This window comes from Chromobacterium sp. S0633 (assembly GCF_024158805.1).
In the GTDB taxonomy this organism is placed as follows: domain Bacteria; phylum Pseudomonadota; class Gammaproteobacteria; order Burkholderiales; family Chromobacteriaceae; genus Chromobacterium.
Genome location: NZ_JAMZGH010000030.1, coordinates 1 through 16,766, shown reverse-complemented (window position 1 = coordinate 16,766; position 16,766 = coordinate 1). Strand labels below are relative to the sequence as shown.

Genomic DNA, 16,766 nt, shown 5'->3' with positions numbered 1-16,766 from the left:
AACTCTCCACTGTTGGCTTGAACCCCGTATGTCACACACGCAAGACCTGCTGATCAACCGCGAACTTGGCCTGCTCGAATTCAACCGCCGCGTGCTGGCCCAGGCGGAAGACGCCAACCTGCCGCTGCTGGAACGGCTGAAATTCCTGTGCATCGTGTCCTCCAACATGGACGAGTTCTTCGAAGTGCGCGTGGCCTGGCTGCAGGAAACCGCCGAGGCCACGCCGGAGCGCATCCTGGCCGACGGCTCCACGCCGGAACAGGCGCTGGCCAAGGTGGCCACCGCCGCCCACCAATTGGTGCGCGACCAGTACGCGGTGATGAGCGAAGTGCTGTTCCCGGCGCTGCGCGAGGAAAACATCATCTTCCTGCGCCGCAATGAATGGAGCCCGGCTCAGCAGCAATGGGTGCGGGATTTCTTCTTCCGCGAACTGATGCCCATCCTGACCCCGATAGGTCTAGACCCGTCCCACCCCTTCCCCAAGGTGCTGAACAAATCCTTGAACTTCGCGGTGGAGCTGGAAGGCCGCGACGCTTTCGGCCGCGCCTCCGGCATCGCCATCGTCCAGGCGCCGCGCATCCTGCCGCGGGTGATCAAGCTGCCGGCGGACGTCAGCGACGGCCACCGCCACACCTTCGTCTTCCTGTCCTCCATCCTGCACTCGCACGTGCACGAGCTGTTCAGCGGCATGGCGGTCAAGGGCTGCTACCAATTCCGCGTCACCCGCGACAGCGAGCTGACGGTGGAAGACGAGGAAGTGAAAAACCTGCGCACCGCCTTGCAAGGCGAGTTGCGCCAGCGCCAGTTCGGCGACGCGGTGCGGCTGGAGATCGCCGACACCTGCCCGGCGCACATGGAAGAATTCCTGCTGACCCAGTTCAACCTCAAGCCGCGCGACGTCTACCGCGTCAACGGCCCGGTCAATCTGGTGCGGCTGATGCAGGTGCCGGACCTGGTGGACCGGCCGGATCTGAAGTTCACGCCCTTCATCCCCACGCTGCCGGAAATGCTGCGCAAGAAGACGCCGCTGTTCGACGCCATCCGCAAGGGCGACATCCTGCTGCATCACCCCTTCCAGAGCTTCCAGCCGGTGATAGACATGCTGACGCTGGCCGCGTCCGATCCGCACGTGGTGGCCATCAAGATGACGGTGTACCGCACCGGCACCGACTCGGTGCTGATGGAATCGCTGATCGCCGCCGCCCGCGCCGGCAAACAGGTGACCGTGGTGGTGGAATTGATGGCCCGCTTCGACGAGGAAGCCAATATTGGCTGGGCCAGCCGGCTGGAAGACGCCGGCGCCCACGTGGTCTACGGCGTGATCGGCTACAAAGTGCACGCCAAGATGCTGATGGTGGTGCGCCGCGAGGAACACGGCCTGCGCCGCTACGTGCATCTGGGCACCGGCAACTACCACCCGCGCACCGCCCGCCTCTACACCGATTTCGGCCTGCTGACCTGCAATGAGCAGATCGCCAGCGACGTCAACGACATCTTCGTGCAGCTGACCGGCCTGGGCCGCGCCAGCCAGCTCAAGCTGCTGTTCCAGAGCCCGTTCACCCTGCACAGCATGGTGATGGAGGCGATAGACCGCGAAATCGCCCACGCCCAGGCCGGCAAGCCGGCGCAGATCATCGCCAAGATGAACGCCCTGCTGGAAAGCCAGGTGATTCACGCGCTGTACCGCGCCAGCCAGGCCGGGGTCAAGATCCAGCTGATCGTGCGCGGCGTGTGCGCGCTGCGGCCCGGCGTGCCGGGGCTGTCCGACAACATCGTCGTGCGCTCCATCGTCGGCCGCTTCCTGGAACACCCGCGCGTGTTCTACTTCCACAACGACCGCAAGGAAGACCTGCTGATCGCCAGCGCCGACTGGATGGGCCGCAACTTCTTCCGCCGCATCGAAACCTGCGTGCCCATCGTCGACGTCAAACTCAAGCGCCGGGTGATCAAGGAAGCGCTGCGTCTCTATCTGGACGACAACGTCAACGCCTGGGACATGCTGCCGGACGGCAGCTACAAACGCCGCACCTCCCGCGGCAAGCCGCACTGCGCGCAACTGCAATTGCTGGAAGAGTACACCCGCTGACACCCGGCCCGCGGCCAGGCCGCGGGCGCGTTCTCCCGCAAGGACCCCCATGGAAATCGCCGGCTACAGTCTTGCCGCCCTGCTCATCGTCGCCGGCCTGGCCGGCACCATGCTGCCCATCATCCCCGGCCTGCCGCTGATGTTCGGCGGCCTGCTGCTGGCCGCCTGGCTGGACAACTTCAACCATCTGGGCGCGATCAGCCTGATCATCATGGCCCTGCTCACCGCGCTGGGCCTGGTGATTGACTTCTTCGCCGGCCTGCTGGGCGCCAAGGCCAGCGGCGCCAGCAGCCAGGCGCTGTGGGGCGCCTTCATCGGCGGCATCGTCGGCATGTTCTTCGGACTGGCCGGCGTGCTGCTCGGCCCGCTGGTCGGCGCCGTCATCGGCGAGTTCATCGCCCGCAAGGACGCCTTCCAGGCCGGCAAGGTCGGCATCGGCACCTTTATCGGCTTCATCGTCGGCGCGGTGGCCAAGGTGGCCTGCGCCTTCGCCATGCTGGCGACGGCGGCGCTGGCGCTACTGTTCTAGCGGCCGCGCGACTGACCTAAGAACCTATTCAAAGTCTACTGCGCTTCGGCGATACGGCGTTGAAACCGGCTTCAGAATGCTCATGTACCGTATGTACATTCCGCTTCTTCCCCCGTTTTCGCCTTGTCTCGCCCTTGCTCGCGAGACTTTGAACAGGCTCTACACCGGGGGATTTGGTAGAATCCCGGTTTATCCCCTTCAATCCAGCGTGAATACCGATGGCACAATATGTAATGTCCATGCTCCGCGTGAGCAAGATCGTTCCGCCCAAGCGCCAGATCATCAAGGACATCTCCCTGTCCTTCTTCCCCGGCGCCAAGATCGGCCTGCTGGGCCTGAACGGCGCCGGTAAATCCACCGTGCTGCGCATCATGGCCGGCGCGGACAAGGAATACGAAGGCGAGGTGCAGCACCTGGCCGGAGTCAAGATCGGCTACCTGCCGCAGGAACCGCAGCTGGCCCCGGAAAAGACCGTGCGCGAGGAAGTGGAAAGCGGCATGGGCGACGTGATGGGCGCGCAAAAACGCCTGGAAGAGGTCTACGCCGCCTACGCCGACCCGGACGCCGACTTCGACGCGCTGGCCGAAGAACAAGCCAAGCTGGAAGCCATCATCGCCGCCGGCGCCAACGATAACGTAGAGCACCAGCTGGAAATCGCCGCCGACGCGCTGCGCCTGCCGCCGTGGGACGCCAAGATCGCCCCGCTGTCCGGCGGCGAGAAGCGCCGCGTGGCGCTGTGCAAGCTGCTGCTGTCCAAGCCCGACATGCTGCTGCTGGACGAACCCACCAACCACCTGGACGCGGAATCGGTGGAATGGCTGGAGCAATTCCTGGTGCGCTTCCCCGGCACCGTGGTGGCCGTCACCCACGACCGCTACTTCCTGGACAACGCCGCCGAATGGATTCTGGAACTGGACCGCGGCGAAGGCATCCCGTGGAAAGGCAATTACTCCAGCTGGCTGGAGCAGAAGGAAGCCCGCCTGGCGCAGGAATCCAAGAGCGAAGGCGCGCGCATGAAGGCGATGAAGCAGGAACTGGAATGGGTGCGCCAGAACCCGAAAGGCCGTCAGGCCAAATCCAAGGCGCGTCTGGCCCGCTTCGAGGAACTGTCCAGCTACGAAACCCAGAAGCGCAACGAAACCCAGGAAATCTTCATCCCGGTGGCCGAGCGCCTGGGTAATGAGGTGATCGAGTTCAACGGCGTGTCCAAGGGCTTCGGCGACCGCCTGCTGATCGACAATCTCAGCTTCAAGGCCCCGCCGGGCGCCATCGTCGGCATCATCGGCCCCAACGGCGCCGGTAAATCGACGCTGTTCAAGATGATCGCCGGCAAGGAACAGCCGGACAGCGGCGAGGTCAAGATCGGCCAGACCGTGCAGATGGCCTTTGTCGAGCAGACTCGCGAGGGCCTGGACGGCGACAAGACCGTGTTCGAGGACGTGGCCGCCGGCGCCGACATCCTCACCGTGGGCAAGTTCGAGATGTCCAGCCGCGCCTACCTCGGCCGCTTCAACTTCAAGGGCGCCGATCAGCAGAAGAAGGTGGGCATGCTCTCCGGCGGCGAACGCGGCCGCCTGCACCTGGCCAAAACCCTGCTCCAGGGCGGCAATGTGCTGCTGCTGGACGAACCGTCCAACGACCTGGACGTGGAAACCCTGCGCGCGCTGGAAGACGCCTTGCTGGAATACGCCGGCACCGTGTTCGTGATCTCCCACGACCGCTGGTTCCTGGACCGTATCGCCACTCACATCCTGGCGGCGGAAGGCGAATCGCAATGGACCTTCTTCGACGGCAACTATCAGGAATACGAAGCCGACAAGAAGAAACGCCTGGGCGAGGAAGCCGCCAAGCCCAAGCGCATCCGCTACAAGCCGATCAGCCGTTAAGAGCCTGTTTACGATCTGCTGCGCGTCGTGAAGCGTGACACAGTGAGTACCGCCTCGAAATGCTCATGTACCTCAAGTACATTCCGCTTTCTCTGCCGTTTTCGCCTTGTCTCGCCTTAGCTCGCGCGATCGTAAACACGCTCTATAGAAAAAAGCCCGGGTTCTCCGGGCTTTTTTCATGCGCTCACAGCGTCTTCAGCCGCCCGCGGAACTCATCCAGCCGCTGGTAGCCCTTGGCCTGCATGATGGCGGCCAACTCCGCCTCGATGCGATCGAAGGCGCTGACGCCCTCCTCGTGCAGGCAGGTGCCCACCTGCACCGCGGCGGCGCCGGCCAGGATGTGCATGAAGGCCTCCGCCCCGCTCTTCACCCCGCCGCAGCCTATCACATGCTTGTCGGCCAGCAGCAGGGCGAACTCGCGCACATTGGCCAGCGCCGTCGGCAACACGTAGTCGCCGCCCAAGCCGCCCAGCCCGCCCTTGGGCTTGATCACCGCGGCCTCGCTGTCCAGATCTATCACCAGGCCGTTGCCCACCGAATTGATGCAGGTGACGAAGCGCAGCAATGGGAAAGCATTCAACACCGCGGCCATGGCGGCGAAGTGCGCCGGATCGAAATACGGCGGCAACTTGACGCCGAACGGCCGCGCGTACACCCGGCTGATCGCCGCCAGAGCCTCGGCGCTGGCGGCGAAGTCATAGCCCAGCTGCGGCTTGCCCGGCAGATTGGGGCAGGACAGGTTCACCTCCGGCAGGCAGGGCAGCTTCAGCGCCGCCAGTTCGGTCAGGATGGTCAGGGTGTCGTCCAGCGTCATGCCGGACACGGACAGAAACAGCGGCTTGGCGTCGTCGTAAGCCTGGGCGTAGTCCAGGTAATAGCGGTAGCCCTCGTTGGGCAGGCCCATGGAATTGATGCTGCCCAGCGCGGTGCGCCGATAACGCGGCTCGGGATTGCCGGTGCGCGGCTCCAGCGTGCAGCTCTTGGTCACCACCGCGCCGGCGGCGGAGCGGCGCACCTGCTCCAGTTCCTCCCGCGTGCGGCAATAGACGCCGGAAGCGTTGAACAGGGGGCTGGCCATCTTCATGCCCAGCCAGGAAACGGATAGATCCAGCGACATCGCGCCCTCCGGCGAATTCATCTGCCGGCGATGATAGACGCAAGCCTCGCCGGCCATGCTGCGCCAAGTCAAAACCGGCGCGGGCGCCGCAAAACAAACGGCCGCCCTGAAGGCGGCCGCGTCTTAACGCCGAAATTCCCGGAGCTTACATTTGGGACTGGATATAGTTCTGCTCGCCCACCATATCGATCAGGCGCAGTTGCTGCTCCAGCCAGTGGGCGTGGTCGTTCTCGGTCTCTTCCAGCAGCACCATCAGTTCCTGGCGCGTCACGTAGTCCTTCACGCTCTCACAGTGGGCCACCACTTTTTTCAGCAAGTTGCCGACGCGGTATTCCACTTCCAGATCGCTGGCCAGCATCGCCCGCACGTTCTCGCCCACCACGATGGGCACGCGCTTGGCCACGTTCGGCTTGCCTTGCAGGAACAAGGTGCGCGCGATCAGCACCCGCGCGTGCGACAACTCGTCCTCGCGCTCGTGATCGATGCGCTCGAACAGCTTGTGCAGACCGAAGTCCTTGTACATCTCGGCATGAATGAAATACTGGTCCGCGGCGGACAGTTCTTCCGCCAGCAGTTCGTTCAGCAACTCGATGGTTTTGGGATCACCTTGCATAAAACGACCTCTTGTTGTTGTAGTTCAATAACGCCGGCGGGCGCGCCGCCGGCGCGAACGGAATTCGCGAACCATTCATTCTAAGCCCTCAGGGCCACAGTTGCACGCCGGCTTGATAAAACGCGAACGACAACAACCAGGCCAGTCCCACCGACCACGCCACCGACATCGCGGTGTAGGCCTTGCTGCGCGACTCGCGGTACATCGCCGCCACCGTGGACAGGCAGGGCACGTAGATCAAGGTGAAGATCAGGAAGCTCATCGCCGAGCGCCAATCCAGATGTTGCAGCAAGGCCGCGCCCAGGCCGGCCTCCGGCACCCCGTAGATCACCGCCAGGCTGCCCAGCAGGATTTCCTTGGCGATGAAGCCGAACAGCAAGGCCGCCGCCAGTTCGTGGCGGATGCCTATCGGGTCCAGCACCGGGGCCAGCAGGCTGCCCAGAGCGTCGGCCAGGGTCTTGCCCTCGCCCGCCGGCACATGGGTCAGCAGCCAGACCAGCACCACGCCCAACAGGATGAAACTGGAGGCCAGTTGCAGAAAGGCCCGCACCTCCCCCACCGCCCGGCTCAGCAAATGGCTCAAGCCGGGCAGCCGGTACGGCGGCACTTCCAGCAAGAAGGCCTCGCCGCCGGCGTAACGGCGCTTGAACACCCAGGCGGTGAACACCGCGACGGCGAAGCTCATCAGATAAAGGCCCATCAACACCCACGGCGCCTGCGTCGGCGTGAACAACAGCCCGGCGAAGAACACCACCACCTGCAAACGCGCCGAACACAGCGAAAACGGGATCACCAGCATGGTCAGCAGCCGCTGCTTGCGCTCGCGCATCACCCGAGTGCCCATGATGGCCGGCACATTGCAGCCAAAGCCCATCAGCTGCATCACGAAGCCGCGGCCGTCCAGCCCCAGCCGCGCCATGAAGGCGTCGGTCAGATAGGCGGCGCGCGCCAGGTAGCCGGAATCCTCCACCATCGCCATCAATACGAAAAACACCAGCAAAATGGGCGCGAAGGTCAGCACCGTCGACACCCCCTGCCAGATCCCGTCCAGCGCCAGGCTCTGCACAATCTCGGGCAAGGGCGCGAGCAAGGGCGTCAGCGCCTGCTCCTTGATCCAGTCCAGACCGGCGCCGGCCAGCTCCTGCAATGGGGTGCCGATCTGATACGTCAGATTGAACAGCAGCGCCATCAGCGCGAAGAACAGCGGCAGACCCAGCCATGGATGCATCAGCCAATGGTCCATCTTCTCCGTCAGCCCCGCCGGCAGCACGGGCGGCAAGGCCCAGCAGCCCGCCAGCCGCCGCTTGGCCTCCGCCATCGCCTCCCGGGTGTCCGGCACCGCGTCCAGCCTGGCGCGCGTCGCCGGGCCGCCGTCGTTGGCCAGCCGGTTCAAGCCCGCCATCAGCGGCGGCCAGCCCTGCATATGCCGGGCCGAGGCCAGAAACACCGGCGCGCCCAGGCGCTCCGACAAGCGCTCCACATCCACGCTCACGCCCAGGGCCTTGGCCTCGTCGGCCATATTCAGCACCACCAGGCAGTTGAGGCCGCTGGCCAGCACCTGCAAGGCCAGCGGCAGTTGCCGGTCCAGCTGGCTGGCGTTGAGCACCAGGACCGCGCCGTCGAAGGCGCTGGCCAGCAGCACGTCGCGCACCACCGCTTCGTCGTCGGAATAGCCGGTCAAATCATTGACGCCGGGCAAATCCACCAACTCCACCATGTGGCCGCCCAGCAACAGGCGCGCGCTGCTCAACTCTATGGTCAGGCCCGGCCAGTTGCCGACGCGCTGCGACATGCCGGTCAGACGGTTGAACAAGGTGGACTTGCCGGTATTGGGCAGGCCGATCAGGGCGAAACGCTTCATACCGCCACCCTCGCCACGATGAGGCGCGCCAGGCTGCGGCGCAGCAGGAAGCGCGTGGCGCCGACGTCCAGCAATAATGGCCCGCCCAAGGGCGCCGCCCGACGCAGATAAAACCGGCAGCCCGGCTCCAGGCCAAAGGCGGCGACGCGGCGCATGGCCTCTTCGGCCAGCTCCAGGCTGTCGACCACGCCGTGGCGTCCGGCGGGGAATGCATCCAAAGTCAACATGATGATCCGATCAAGAACGAGAATGGTTTGCATTAGTATATCCAGCCGAACCCCGTCGAATATCGGCAAACCGCGGCAATTCCCGCCCTGCTTGACCTGCATCAATAGCATTGTCCTATCCGGATCGACGATGGATTATCGATAGCCGGCCACTGCGCTTGCGGTTAAAATCGCGGACAATCAATCGACAAGCTACGGGCCCAAGACAATGAGCATCAAATCGGACAAGTGGATTCGCCGGATGGCGGACGAGTACAAAATGATCGAACCCTTCGAGCCCAACCAGATCAAGATGGTGGACGGCCAGAAGGTGATCTCCTACGGCACGTCCAGCTACGGCTACGATATCCGCTGCGCCGACGAATTCAAGGTGTTCACCAATATCAACAGCACCATCGTCGACCCGAAAAACTTCGACCCCAATTCCTTCGTGGAAGTCTCCGGCAAGGGCTATTGCATCATCCCGCCCAATAGCTTCGCGCTGGCCCGCACCGTGGAATACTTCCGTATTCCCCGCTCGGTGCTGACCGTCTGCCTGGGCAAATCCACTTACGCCCGCTGCGGCATCATCGTCAACGTCACCCCGTTCGAACCGGAATGGGAAGGCTATGTGACGCTGGAGTTCTCCAACACCACGCCGCTGCCGGCCAAGATCTACGCCAACGAGGGCGTGGCCCAGGTCTTGTTCTTCGAATCCGATGAAATTTGCGACGTGTCCTACAGCGACCGCGCCGGCAAATACATGGGCCAGGTGGGCGTAACCCTGCCGCGCCCCTGAAACGCTTCCCGCCAGCAAAAAAGGGATGGCTTAGCCATCCCTTTGTCATTTAAATCCCGCCAAATCCGTCCTCGCAATTTCACCTTAATGTTCTAGGATAAACAGAGGGTTAGCTGACTTTCCCGGTTGGTCGGCCCTTGTACAGCAATTGATTTCTTCTTGGGGCGTAGCGGTTCCCCCTTGCCGTTGCGCCCCTTTTTTTATCCGCCGATCCCATTGCCCTGCCTCCGGTTTCTTGCCATGATCTTCGCTTTGGCGAAAGGCGGAAATATGCCGGACATATATGATTTTTCCATTGAGTCTTTAAACGGGCAGACCCTGCCGCTGGCGAGCTATCGCGGCAAAGTGCTATTGCTGGTCAACACCGCCAGCGAGTGCGGCTTCACCGCGCAATTGGGCGGCCTGGAACAGCTGTACCAGCGCTACCGCGAGCAAGGCCTGGAGATCATCGGCTTCCCCTGCAATCAGTTCGGCGGCCAGGAGCCTGGGGACCCCGCCGCCATCGGCCAGTTCTGTCGGAAGAATTTCGGGGTCAGCTTCCCGCTATCCGCCAAGATCGACGTCAACGGCGCCGACGCGCATCCGCTCTGGCGTCATCTCGTCGCCGCCAAGCCCGGCTTGCTGGGCAGCCGGCGCATCAAATGGAATTTCACCAAATTCCTGGTGGACGGCGAAGGGCGCATCCGCAAGCGTTTCGCCCCCTACGTCAAGCCGGCGGCGCTGGAGCGCGCCATCGAAAGCCTGCTGCGAACGCAGAAGCACTAGATTCTCTAGCGACAGCTCAGCTCAGTTCGCCGGACAGATAGAACCAGCGGCCGTCCTCGCGCAGGAAGCGGCTGCGCTCGCGCATGCGTTCGGCCTTGCCGCCCACCTTGTAGCGCGCGGAGAACTCCACCACGCCCTCGGCGTCGGCCGCGCCGCCGGCCTCGGTCGCCAACACCTCCAGGCCCAGCCATTTGACCACGCCGGCGTCCGCGGCCAGATCCAGCGCCTGCGGCCGGGTGCTGGGATGCCAGCTTGCTAGCAGATACGCCTCGTCGCCGCGCGCGTAAGCGGTGTAGCGCGAACGCATCAAGGCTTCCGCCGTGGGCGCGGGCGCGCCGTCCGCCCCCAGGTAACGGCCGCAACAGGCCGCGTAAGCGCCGCCCAGCCCGCAGGGACAGCCGGCCGCGTCCGGCTTGGCTTTCTTGCCCATGCTCAAGCCCCCAGGGCCGGCAAGCCGTACAGCTTGAGCAGGAAGTTGGTGAAGGCAGGCTCGGCCGGTTTCGGATTCATCTTGGGCCAGCGTCGCATCCATTCGCGCAGACGCTCGTCCATCTTGGCGCGAAACGTTTCCTGGTCGATGCGGCCCGCCTCGCGCTCCACCGTCAGATAGCGGTACATGGCGAAGGTGTTGTCGTCGATGGGATTGGAGCCCACCGCCTTGAGCCGGAACGCGCCCAGTTGATCCGCGGCGGCCAGCCGGGTCAACTCGCCGCTCTTGACCTTGTCGGCCAGGCGGTTGGCTTCCCGCAGCAAGGCGTCCGATTTGGCGCTGGGCGCCGGCGCCGTCTGCGGCCGGCCCTTGGCCGGCGAGGAAGGATGCGAGCTGATGGGCGCGCCCAATTGCTGCAGCGCGCTGCAGGCGGACAAGCTCAGGGCCATCGCGGCCCACAAGAAATAACGTTTCATGCCGGGAATTCTACTCCTGTCCTGATTCGGCGCCGCCGCGCGGCGCGTTCTGCTGCGACCGCCCCGCCCACGCCAATGTTCCGTCCCGCCAATGCAAAACAGCCTGACAAACGGATCTGTCAGGCTGTTTTACGTTCATGCCACGCGGCCGCGGCACGCTTATTCCGCCGCGTCGCCTGCGGGTTCGGCCGGAGCCGGGGCAGGGGCCGCCGCGGCCGGCTTGGGCGCGGACATCTGTTCCGCCGCCTTTTTCTCCTCGGCGCTGACTTCGCCCACCGGCTTGTTGGCCAGATCGAACCGCTTGCCGCCGCGCGCCAGAGACTTCACGTAGCGCGGCTTGCGACAGTGATTGGCCACCACGCGGGAGATCAGCGTAGAGTCGAACTGCGGCAAAGCCGCGATCAGGCTCTCATGGATGCCCAAGGCCAGCGGACGAAACTGGCGGAAAACGTCGAACTTGCTGTAGACATGATCCGCGATCATCTCGGTCTGCTTTTTCTTGGACAGACTTTGTACAGCGGACTTAAGTGCAGCACCGAGTGCCGTTTCAGTATTTGGCTTCATGAACTTCTATCTAGATCCATTGATGCAAAAGCAGCGCATGCTGCCCAATCAAGCGAAGCGCCGCAACCCGCCGCCCGGCCAGCTTGACAGCCGGTGAAAAAATGACGACATCGTAATGCGGTTTGACCAAGGCGCTCCGACAAGACGCCGGCGCGCCGTAAAAAATCGCCGAACATGGCGAAGGCCTGGAACCGGGCCCAAGCGGCGCGGCCGGTCCGAAGACCAGGCGCCCGCCCCCATCGACCGCCGCTGTTTGTCGGCGGAGGAGCCGACTTGGCGGTCATGGGCGAAAACACCAGACGGAACGCTCCGGGCGTTCCCTCGCTCGGGCTGGCGCTTACGAGGGAGGGAGAGTACTAAGTAATGCCCCTTGATGTCCAGCATTAGACGCCGATTGCGCCCTTTCCGCCCTTATCCCGTCTTTCTTTTGCCACTTTCTCAAGCGTGAGCCGGCGGCTTACAGGCAGGCGACGGGAAAGCGGCGATTCAAGCTGTCCCAGTCCGTCGCCGCGTCAGGGCCGGCGCTGGCCACCACGCAGGCCGCCAGCCGGTTGCCCAGATCCACCGCGTAATGCAGCGGCCAGCCGCTGGACAGGCCGGCCAACAAGCCGGCGCAATGCGCGTCGCCGGCACCTATGGTGTCCACCACCGAAACCTGGTAGCCGGGCAGGTGCCACGGCGCGTCGGTGCCCGGGCACACCCAGGCGCCGTCCTGCCCCAGCCGGCAGATCAGCGTCAGCCGGTAATCCTTGGCGAAACGCTGCGCCGCCGCCACCGGATCGCCGTCGCCGCACAACAGGGCGATCTCGTCCCGGTTCAGCGTCAGCAAGGTCTCGGTGCCGCTCAGGGCGGACAGAAACGCCGGCTCCAGCAAGACGACGCGCGGACCGGGGTCTATCACCCGCAACTGTTCCGCCGGCAAGGCCAGCAGCCAGGCGCGCAACGCCCTTCCGCCCTCTCCGGCCAGTTCATAGCCGTTGGCGTACACCAGGCCGTCGGCGGGCAAGGGCAGCGCGTCCAACTGCTCGCGCGTCCATTCCGTCTCGCAACCGGAGATCGAAATGAAGCTGCGCTCGCCGCTGGGCTCCACCATGGCCACGCACCAGCCGTTGTCGCGATCCGCGTTGCGCAGCAGCACCGGCAAGCCCAACTCCCGCATGGCCGCGTCTATCGCCGCGCCCCAAGGGCCGTTGCCCACCGGCATGCCGTTGATCACGGGAGCGTTCAACTGGCGCAACGCTCGCGCCACATTGAAGGCGCAGCCGCCGATCTCGCGTTCCTGCTGCAACGCCTCCACGTCGGCGCCGCTGCGCGGCAAGGCCGGGAGGGTCAACACCACGTCGCCCACGGCGCCGCCCAAAGCCAGGATGGCTCTGGTCGGATGATAGTTTGGACACGGAATGGTCATGCGCGTCGCTCCTTCAGCAACAAATACAATCCATAAGCCAGCAAACTGGTCCCAAAGGATACAAACAGTCCCAGGCTGGAATCTGCGAAAACGCCCACCGCCAGCGGGCCGTCGATGAAGCCGGTCTTGCTCACCAGCAGGCCGCAAGCGGCGCCCAGCAGCCAGCACAGCAGCGGACCGCCGCAGAAGGCCTGCCGCCCGCCGCCGGACAGGGCCGCGGCCTCATAGCCTTGGCGGTGACGCAACAAGAGGTAATCCAGCACGAACACCGCCTCCCAGGCCGCCAGAAACACGCCGCAAAACAATAGAAACGCGATGAAGGGTCCCAGGAAGTCGCTGGACACGAACAAGACGTAAGCGGCGATGGCCAGCACGATCAGCGCATTGATGGACACCGCCTGCGCCTGACGAACCTTGACGCCTATGGTCAGCAGATTGAGGCTGGCCGAATACAGGCTGAGCACGGCCATGGTGACGATGCCGGCGGTAGCGGTCAGCAGATAGGGCACCGCCATCCAGGCCGGCAGCACCGCGCCGATCTTGGCGATGGGATTGGCCGCGCTGGCCAGATCCGGGATCTGCGCCGACAACAGCACGCCGGTGAAGATCAGCAGCATCAGCGGCAGCGACGCCCCCACCATCACCGCGCCGAAAATGCTGCCGCCGGACGCTCCGCTCCGCTGGTAACGGCTGTAATCGGCGCCGGCGATGGCCCAGCTGATGCCGGTGCCCGCGGCGATCACCGATACCGCCGGCCAGAAACCGGTCAGCCAGTCGCCGTCCGGCCGCGCCAAGATGGCGCCCCAGTTCGCGGTCGTCGCCACGTACAGAATCACCACCAGGGTCATGCTGCCGAAGATCCGGCTCAGCCAGCTTTGCATCCAGACCACGGTGGCCTGGCCCAGCAGGCTGACCACGATGGTCAGACCGATGAACAGGAACAAGCAGACCGCGGTCAGCGGACGGCTTTCCGCCATGCCCAGCGACTGGCACAAGGCCGCCAGCGTCAAGGCGCCGGTCACCACATTGACCGCCTCCCAGCCCATCAGGTTGAACCAGCTGAAGGCGGTGGGCGCGGCGTTGCCGCGCAGGCCGAAAATGGCCCGCGACAAGGTCAGCGTGGAAGTGCGGCCGCGCTGGCCGGCAATGCTGGTCAAACCCACCAGCGCGAAACTGGCCACTCCGACCGCCGCGGCCAGCAAGGACTGGTAGAACGACAGCCCGAAGCTGGTGACGATGCCGCCGTACACCACGCCCAGGATGCCGATATTGGCGGCCAGCCATACCCAGAACAACTCCACCGGCCGGCCCTTGCACTCATGCTCCGGCACCAGATCTATGCCCGCGCTCTCCAGCCGCCAGCCGTCTACCGCTTGTACATCGCTCATCCCCTCACCCCCTAAACCGCAATGCGCACAAAGCCCGCGCGTAAGATTCGAAATCAACGCCATTCACGTCCCGGATGCGTTCCCGCCATGCGACCGGCAAGGCGTCCGCCCCCTGCAAGGCGCCGCACACCGCAGTCGCCATCGCGCCTATGGTGTCGGTGTCTCCGCCCAGATTCGCCGCCAAGACCGCGCAGCGGCGCGGATCGCCTTGCGCGCAGTCCACCAGGGCCAAGGCGGCGGGCACCGACTCTATGGTGTCCATGCCGGCGCCCAAGGTCTGGTACAGCTCGGCCACCACGGCCGCATCGTCTTGGCCCCGCAAGCCTTCCGCCAGCTCGAAGCCCCAGGCCAGGCGCCGGCTCAGCAAGGGGCTGAACGTCGTCACCCGCTCCAGCTGCGCCAGATCGGCAATGGCGGGCAGCTCGGCCTTGATGTCGGACCAGGCCGCGCCCTCCACCGCCCGCGACACCGCCCAGGCGATGGCCGCCGCGCCGGCCACCGCGATATCGGACTGATGCGTGGGGCTGCAACTCAGCCTCACCGCCTGCACGAAAGCCGCGCGGTCCTGGCTGGACAGCAGGCAACCCAGCGGCGCCACCCGCATCGCCGCGCCGTTGGTCACGCCGTTGGCGCCCAGAGAATCAATGGACTGGCCGGACAAAATAGCCCTGAGCGCAGCCTTAGAACTGGGCCCCAGAATATTCTTGTTGAAGGCGTCGATGCGCTCGGCCCAGGCAATGATGTTGTCCGCGATGCGCTCCGGCTCCACCGCGCCGTCCGCGGCGATCAACGCGTCCATCAAGGCAATGGCCTGCTGGGTGTCGTCGGTAAACTCTCCGGCGGCGAACTCGGAAGCGGCGAAATTCTCGGCCGGGCCCGGCAGAAAATCGTCTATCCAGCCAAAAAACGCCCGTACCTGCCGCTGCGGCCACAGCTCGGAAGGCATGCCCATGGCATCCCCCGCCGCCTGCCCGTACAGGGCCCCGAGAATGGACTGGTAGCCCTTGCTGATCATCGTCAAACCTGCCTCTCCGCCAGGATGCCCATCGACCGCCAGAACCCGTTTACGATCCGCCACGCGTCAAGGAAACCAGGAGCCGCCCGCGAAACGCCCATGCCTCGCAGGCGCATTCCGCTTTCCCGGCTGTTTCGCCTTGCCCCGCCTTCGCGCAACGCGAGCGTAAACAGGAACCATGGACTTCGATTGGCATCGTATGATAAGTCCAATACAAATCCAATAGTACATAACCATACTATTGATCAGGAAAGCATGCCACAGAGCTCAGCCCACCCCATTGCCGTCGGCATTGATTTAGACTGAAGCCCGCACGCACAGGAGCTTTCACACGATATGAGCGAGATTCTGGAATGCCTGTCCGCCAGCCTGCGGCAGCCCGGCGCAACGCCGCGCTATCTGCTGATCGCCGACGCGCTGGAACAGGCCATCCGCCAGCACCAGTTGCCCGAAGGGGCGTTCCTGCCGACCGAGCGGCAGATGGCGGAAAAACTGGGACTGTCGCGCGTCACCATCAGCAAGGCGATGGCGGAACTGGAACGCAAGCGGCTGATCACCCGTCAGCAAGGCCAGGGCACTCGCGTCGCTCAAGCCTTTCGCTATTCGCTCAACGACAGCGGAGGTTTCACCGAGCAGGTGCTGCGCAGCGGCGGCAGCGTGGCCAATCAGTGGCTGTTGCGGCGACGGGAAAGCGCGCCGGCCGCCATCGCCAGCCTGCTGCGCCTGCCTGTCGGCGCAGACATCGCCAAGCTGCGCCGCCTGCGGCTGATGGACGGCACGCCGGCGGCGCTGGAAACCACCTATATCCCGCTGGCCTACCTGCCCGAACCGGAGCGTCTGGAACACTCGCTATACCAATGGTGGGAACGCCATGGCGTCGAGATCGGCCGCAAGACCTTCCGTCTGACCTCCTGCGCGGCGGATCAGGACAGCGCCGCCCTATTGCATGTGCAGGCCGGCACGCCGCTGCTGCGCATCCGGCAGACCAGCTTGAACGCGGCGGAGCAGGTATTGGAATTCAGCGAAGTTTTGTGCCGCAGCGATCTCTATGAATTCGAGGCGCAGCTTTAAGAGAAGCCGATAAAAAAACCCGCCCAGCGCCAGGCTGTGCGGGTTGTTTTCGTCTCGTGGACGGTTTTGCCGTCGTGGTGCCCCGGGCCGGAATCGAACCGGCACGACCGAAGTCGAGGGATTTTAAGTCCCTTGTGTCTACCAATTTCACCACCGGGGCGGGCAAAGAGACGGCGATTCTATCCCAGAGCCGGGCCGCTGGCAAACAGGGATGGCGATCAAGGCCATGGCACGCCGCCGCGGGGGACGGCGGGCTTGATCCCGATCCGGGACAAAGAGGAGAAACCACGCAGAGCTTGGCGATTGCGGGCGCGGGCCGAACAAAGCAAAAGCCCCGCAAGTCTTTGACTTACGGGGCTTTAACTGGAGGCGGGGGTCGGAATCGAACCGGCGTAGACGGATTTGCAATCCGCTGCATAACCACTTTGCTACCCCGCCGTTGCCGGCGAACCATCAGCCATGACTGATGATTTTAATTTGGAGCGGGAAACGAGGCTCGAACTCGCGACCTCAACCTTGGCAAGGTTGCGCTCTACCAACTGAGCTATTCCC

The 16,766-nt window shown here is 64.4% G+C and carries 16 protein-coding genes and 2 tRNA genes; 6 read left to right on the top strand and 12 right to left on the bottom strand.

All coding sequences use genetic code 11. The annotated features are described in order from the left end of the window. Positions 1 to 28: 28 nt before the first annotated feature. From ppk1 to ettA, 3 genes are all read left to right on the top strand, one after another. The gene (gene ppk1, locus NK214_RS17450; protein ID WP_107798491.1) at positions 29 to 2,086 is read left to right on the top strand and encodes a polyphosphate kinase 1; all 2,058 of its coding nucleotides are present in this window, start codon (positions 29 to 31) and stop codon (positions 2,084 to 2,086) included. Between the two features lie 49 nt (positions 2,087 to 2,135). Beyond that, complete coding sequence (locus NK214_RS17445) at positions 2,136 to 2,615, top strand: DUF456 domain-containing protein (protein WP_019100492.1); 480 nt, start codon at positions 2,136 to 2,138, stop codon at positions 2,613 to 2,615. Positions 2,616 to 2,833: 218 nt separating this feature from the next. After that, complete coding sequence (ettA, locus tag NK214_RS17440; RefSeq protein ID WP_253315096.1) at positions 2,834 to 4,501, top strand: energy-dependent translational throttle protein EttA; 1,668 nt, start codon at positions 2,834 to 2,836, stop codon at positions 4,499 to 4,501. Between the two features lie 184 nt (positions 4,502 to 4,685). Here ettA and NK214_RS17435 read toward each other — a convergent pair whose 3' ends face one another. The 4 genes from NK214_RS17435 to NK214_RS17420 form a co-directional block, all read right to left on the bottom strand. Continuing rightward, on the bottom strand, positions 4,686 to 5,618 hold the full coding sequence (locus tag NK214_RS17435; RefSeq protein ID WP_253315095.1) for a dihydroorotate oxidase: 933 nt from the start codon (positions 5,616 to 5,618) through the stop codon (positions 4,686 to 4,688). A gap of 145 nt (positions 5,619 to 5,763) precedes the next feature. Then, the gene (gene bfr, locus NK214_RS17430) at positions 5,764 to 6,231 is read right to left on the bottom strand and encodes a bacterioferritin (RefSeq protein WP_043591049.1); all 468 of its coding nucleotides are present in this window, start codon (positions 6,229 to 6,231) and stop codon (positions 5,764 to 5,766) included. Positions 6,232 to 6,319: 88 nt separating this feature from the next. After that, positions 6,320 to 8,092: a ferrous iron transport protein B gene (gene feoB / locus NK214_RS17425; protein WP_253315094.1), complete on the bottom strand. Its 1,773-nt coding sequence runs from the start codon at positions 8,090 to 8,092 to the stop codon at positions 6,320 to 6,322. Beyond that, positions 8,089 to 8,352, bottom strand: coding sequence for a FeoA family protein (locus NK214_RS17420; RefSeq protein WP_199225814.1), 264 nt, complete (start codon positions 8,350 to 8,352; stop codon positions 8,089 to 8,091). Before NK214_RS17420 ends, feoB begins: the two co-directional genes overlap by 4 nt. Positions 8,353 to 8,527: 175 nt before the next feature. Between NK214_RS17420 and dcd the strand changes: the two genes are divergently transcribed. Both dcd and NK214_RS17410 read left to right on the top strand, forming a co-directional pair. Further along, a complete protein-coding gene (gene dcd, locus NK214_RS17415; protein WP_048412542.1) occupies positions 8,528 to 9,097 on the top strand; it encodes a dCTP deaminase in 570 nt (189 codons plus the stop codon). A 270-nt stretch (positions 9,098 to 9,367) separates the two neighbouring features. After that, a complete protein-coding gene (locus NK214_RS17410; protein ID WP_253315093.1) occupies positions 9,368 to 9,862 on the top strand; it encodes a glutathione peroxidase in 495 nt (164 codons plus the stop codon). A gap of 16 nt (positions 9,863 to 9,878) precedes the next feature. Here NK214_RS17410 and NK214_RS17405 read toward each other — a convergent pair whose 3' ends face one another. From NK214_RS17405 to NK214_RS17380, 6 genes are all read right to left on the bottom strand, one after another. Next, positions 9,879 to 10,292, bottom strand: a complete 414-nt coding sequence (locus tag NK214_RS17405; protein ID WP_253315092.1) for a YchJ family protein — start codon at positions 10,290 to 10,292, stop codon at positions 9,879 to 9,881. Between the two features lie 2 nt (positions 10,293 to 10,294). Beyond that, positions 10,295 to 10,768: a hypothetical protein gene (locus NK214_RS17400; RefSeq protein WP_107798485.1), complete on the bottom strand. Its 474-nt coding sequence runs from the start codon at positions 10,766 to 10,768 to the stop codon at positions 10,295 to 10,297. Between the two features lie 159 nt (positions 10,769 to 10,927). Next, positions 10,928 to 11,332: a ProQ/FINO family protein gene (locus tag NK214_RS17395; RefSeq protein WP_107798484.1), complete on the bottom strand. Its 405-nt coding sequence runs from the start codon at positions 11,330 to 11,332 to the stop codon at positions 10,928 to 10,930. A gap of 457 nt (positions 11,333 to 11,789) precedes the next feature. Continuing rightward, on the bottom strand, positions 11,790 to 12,740 hold the full coding sequence (locus NK214_RS17390; RefSeq protein ID WP_235087280.1) for a PfkB family carbohydrate kinase: 951 nt from the start codon (positions 12,738 to 12,740) through the stop codon (positions 11,790 to 11,792). Further along, the gene (locus tag NK214_RS17385; protein WP_253315091.1) at positions 12,737 to 14,128 is read right to left on the bottom strand and encodes a cytosine permease; all 1,392 of its coding nucleotides are present in this window, start codon (positions 14,126 to 14,128) and stop codon (positions 12,737 to 12,739) included. The genes NK214_RS17390 and NK214_RS17385 overlap by 4 nt, the downstream gene beginning before the upstream one ends. 4 nt (positions 14,129 to 14,132) lie before the next feature. Further along, positions 14,133 to 15,143, bottom strand: a complete 1,011-nt coding sequence (locus tag NK214_RS17380; protein WP_253315114.1) for an ADP-ribosylglycohydrolase family protein — start codon at positions 15,141 to 15,143, stop codon at positions 14,133 to 14,135. Positions 15,144 to 15,479: 336 nt separating this feature from the next. On the opposite strand from NK214_RS17380, the gene NK214_RS17375 reads away from it, so the two are divergent. After that, a complete protein-coding gene (locus NK214_RS17375; protein ID WP_253315090.1) occupies positions 15,480 to 16,214 on the top strand; it encodes a GntR family transcriptional regulator in 735 nt (244 codons plus the stop codon). A 75-nt stretch (positions 16,215 to 16,289) separates the two neighbouring features. Here the strand turns inward: NK214_RS17375 and NK214_RS17370 are convergent. Both NK214_RS17370 and NK214_RS17365 read right to left on the bottom strand, forming a co-directional pair. Further along, positions 16,290 to 16,374, bottom strand: a tRNA-Leu gene (locus tag NK214_RS17370). 204 nt (positions 16,375 to 16,578) lie between these two features. Then, a tRNA-Cys gene (locus tag NK214_RS17365) sits at positions 16,579 to 16,652 on the bottom strand. Positions 16,653 to 16,766: the final 114 nt, after the last annotated feature.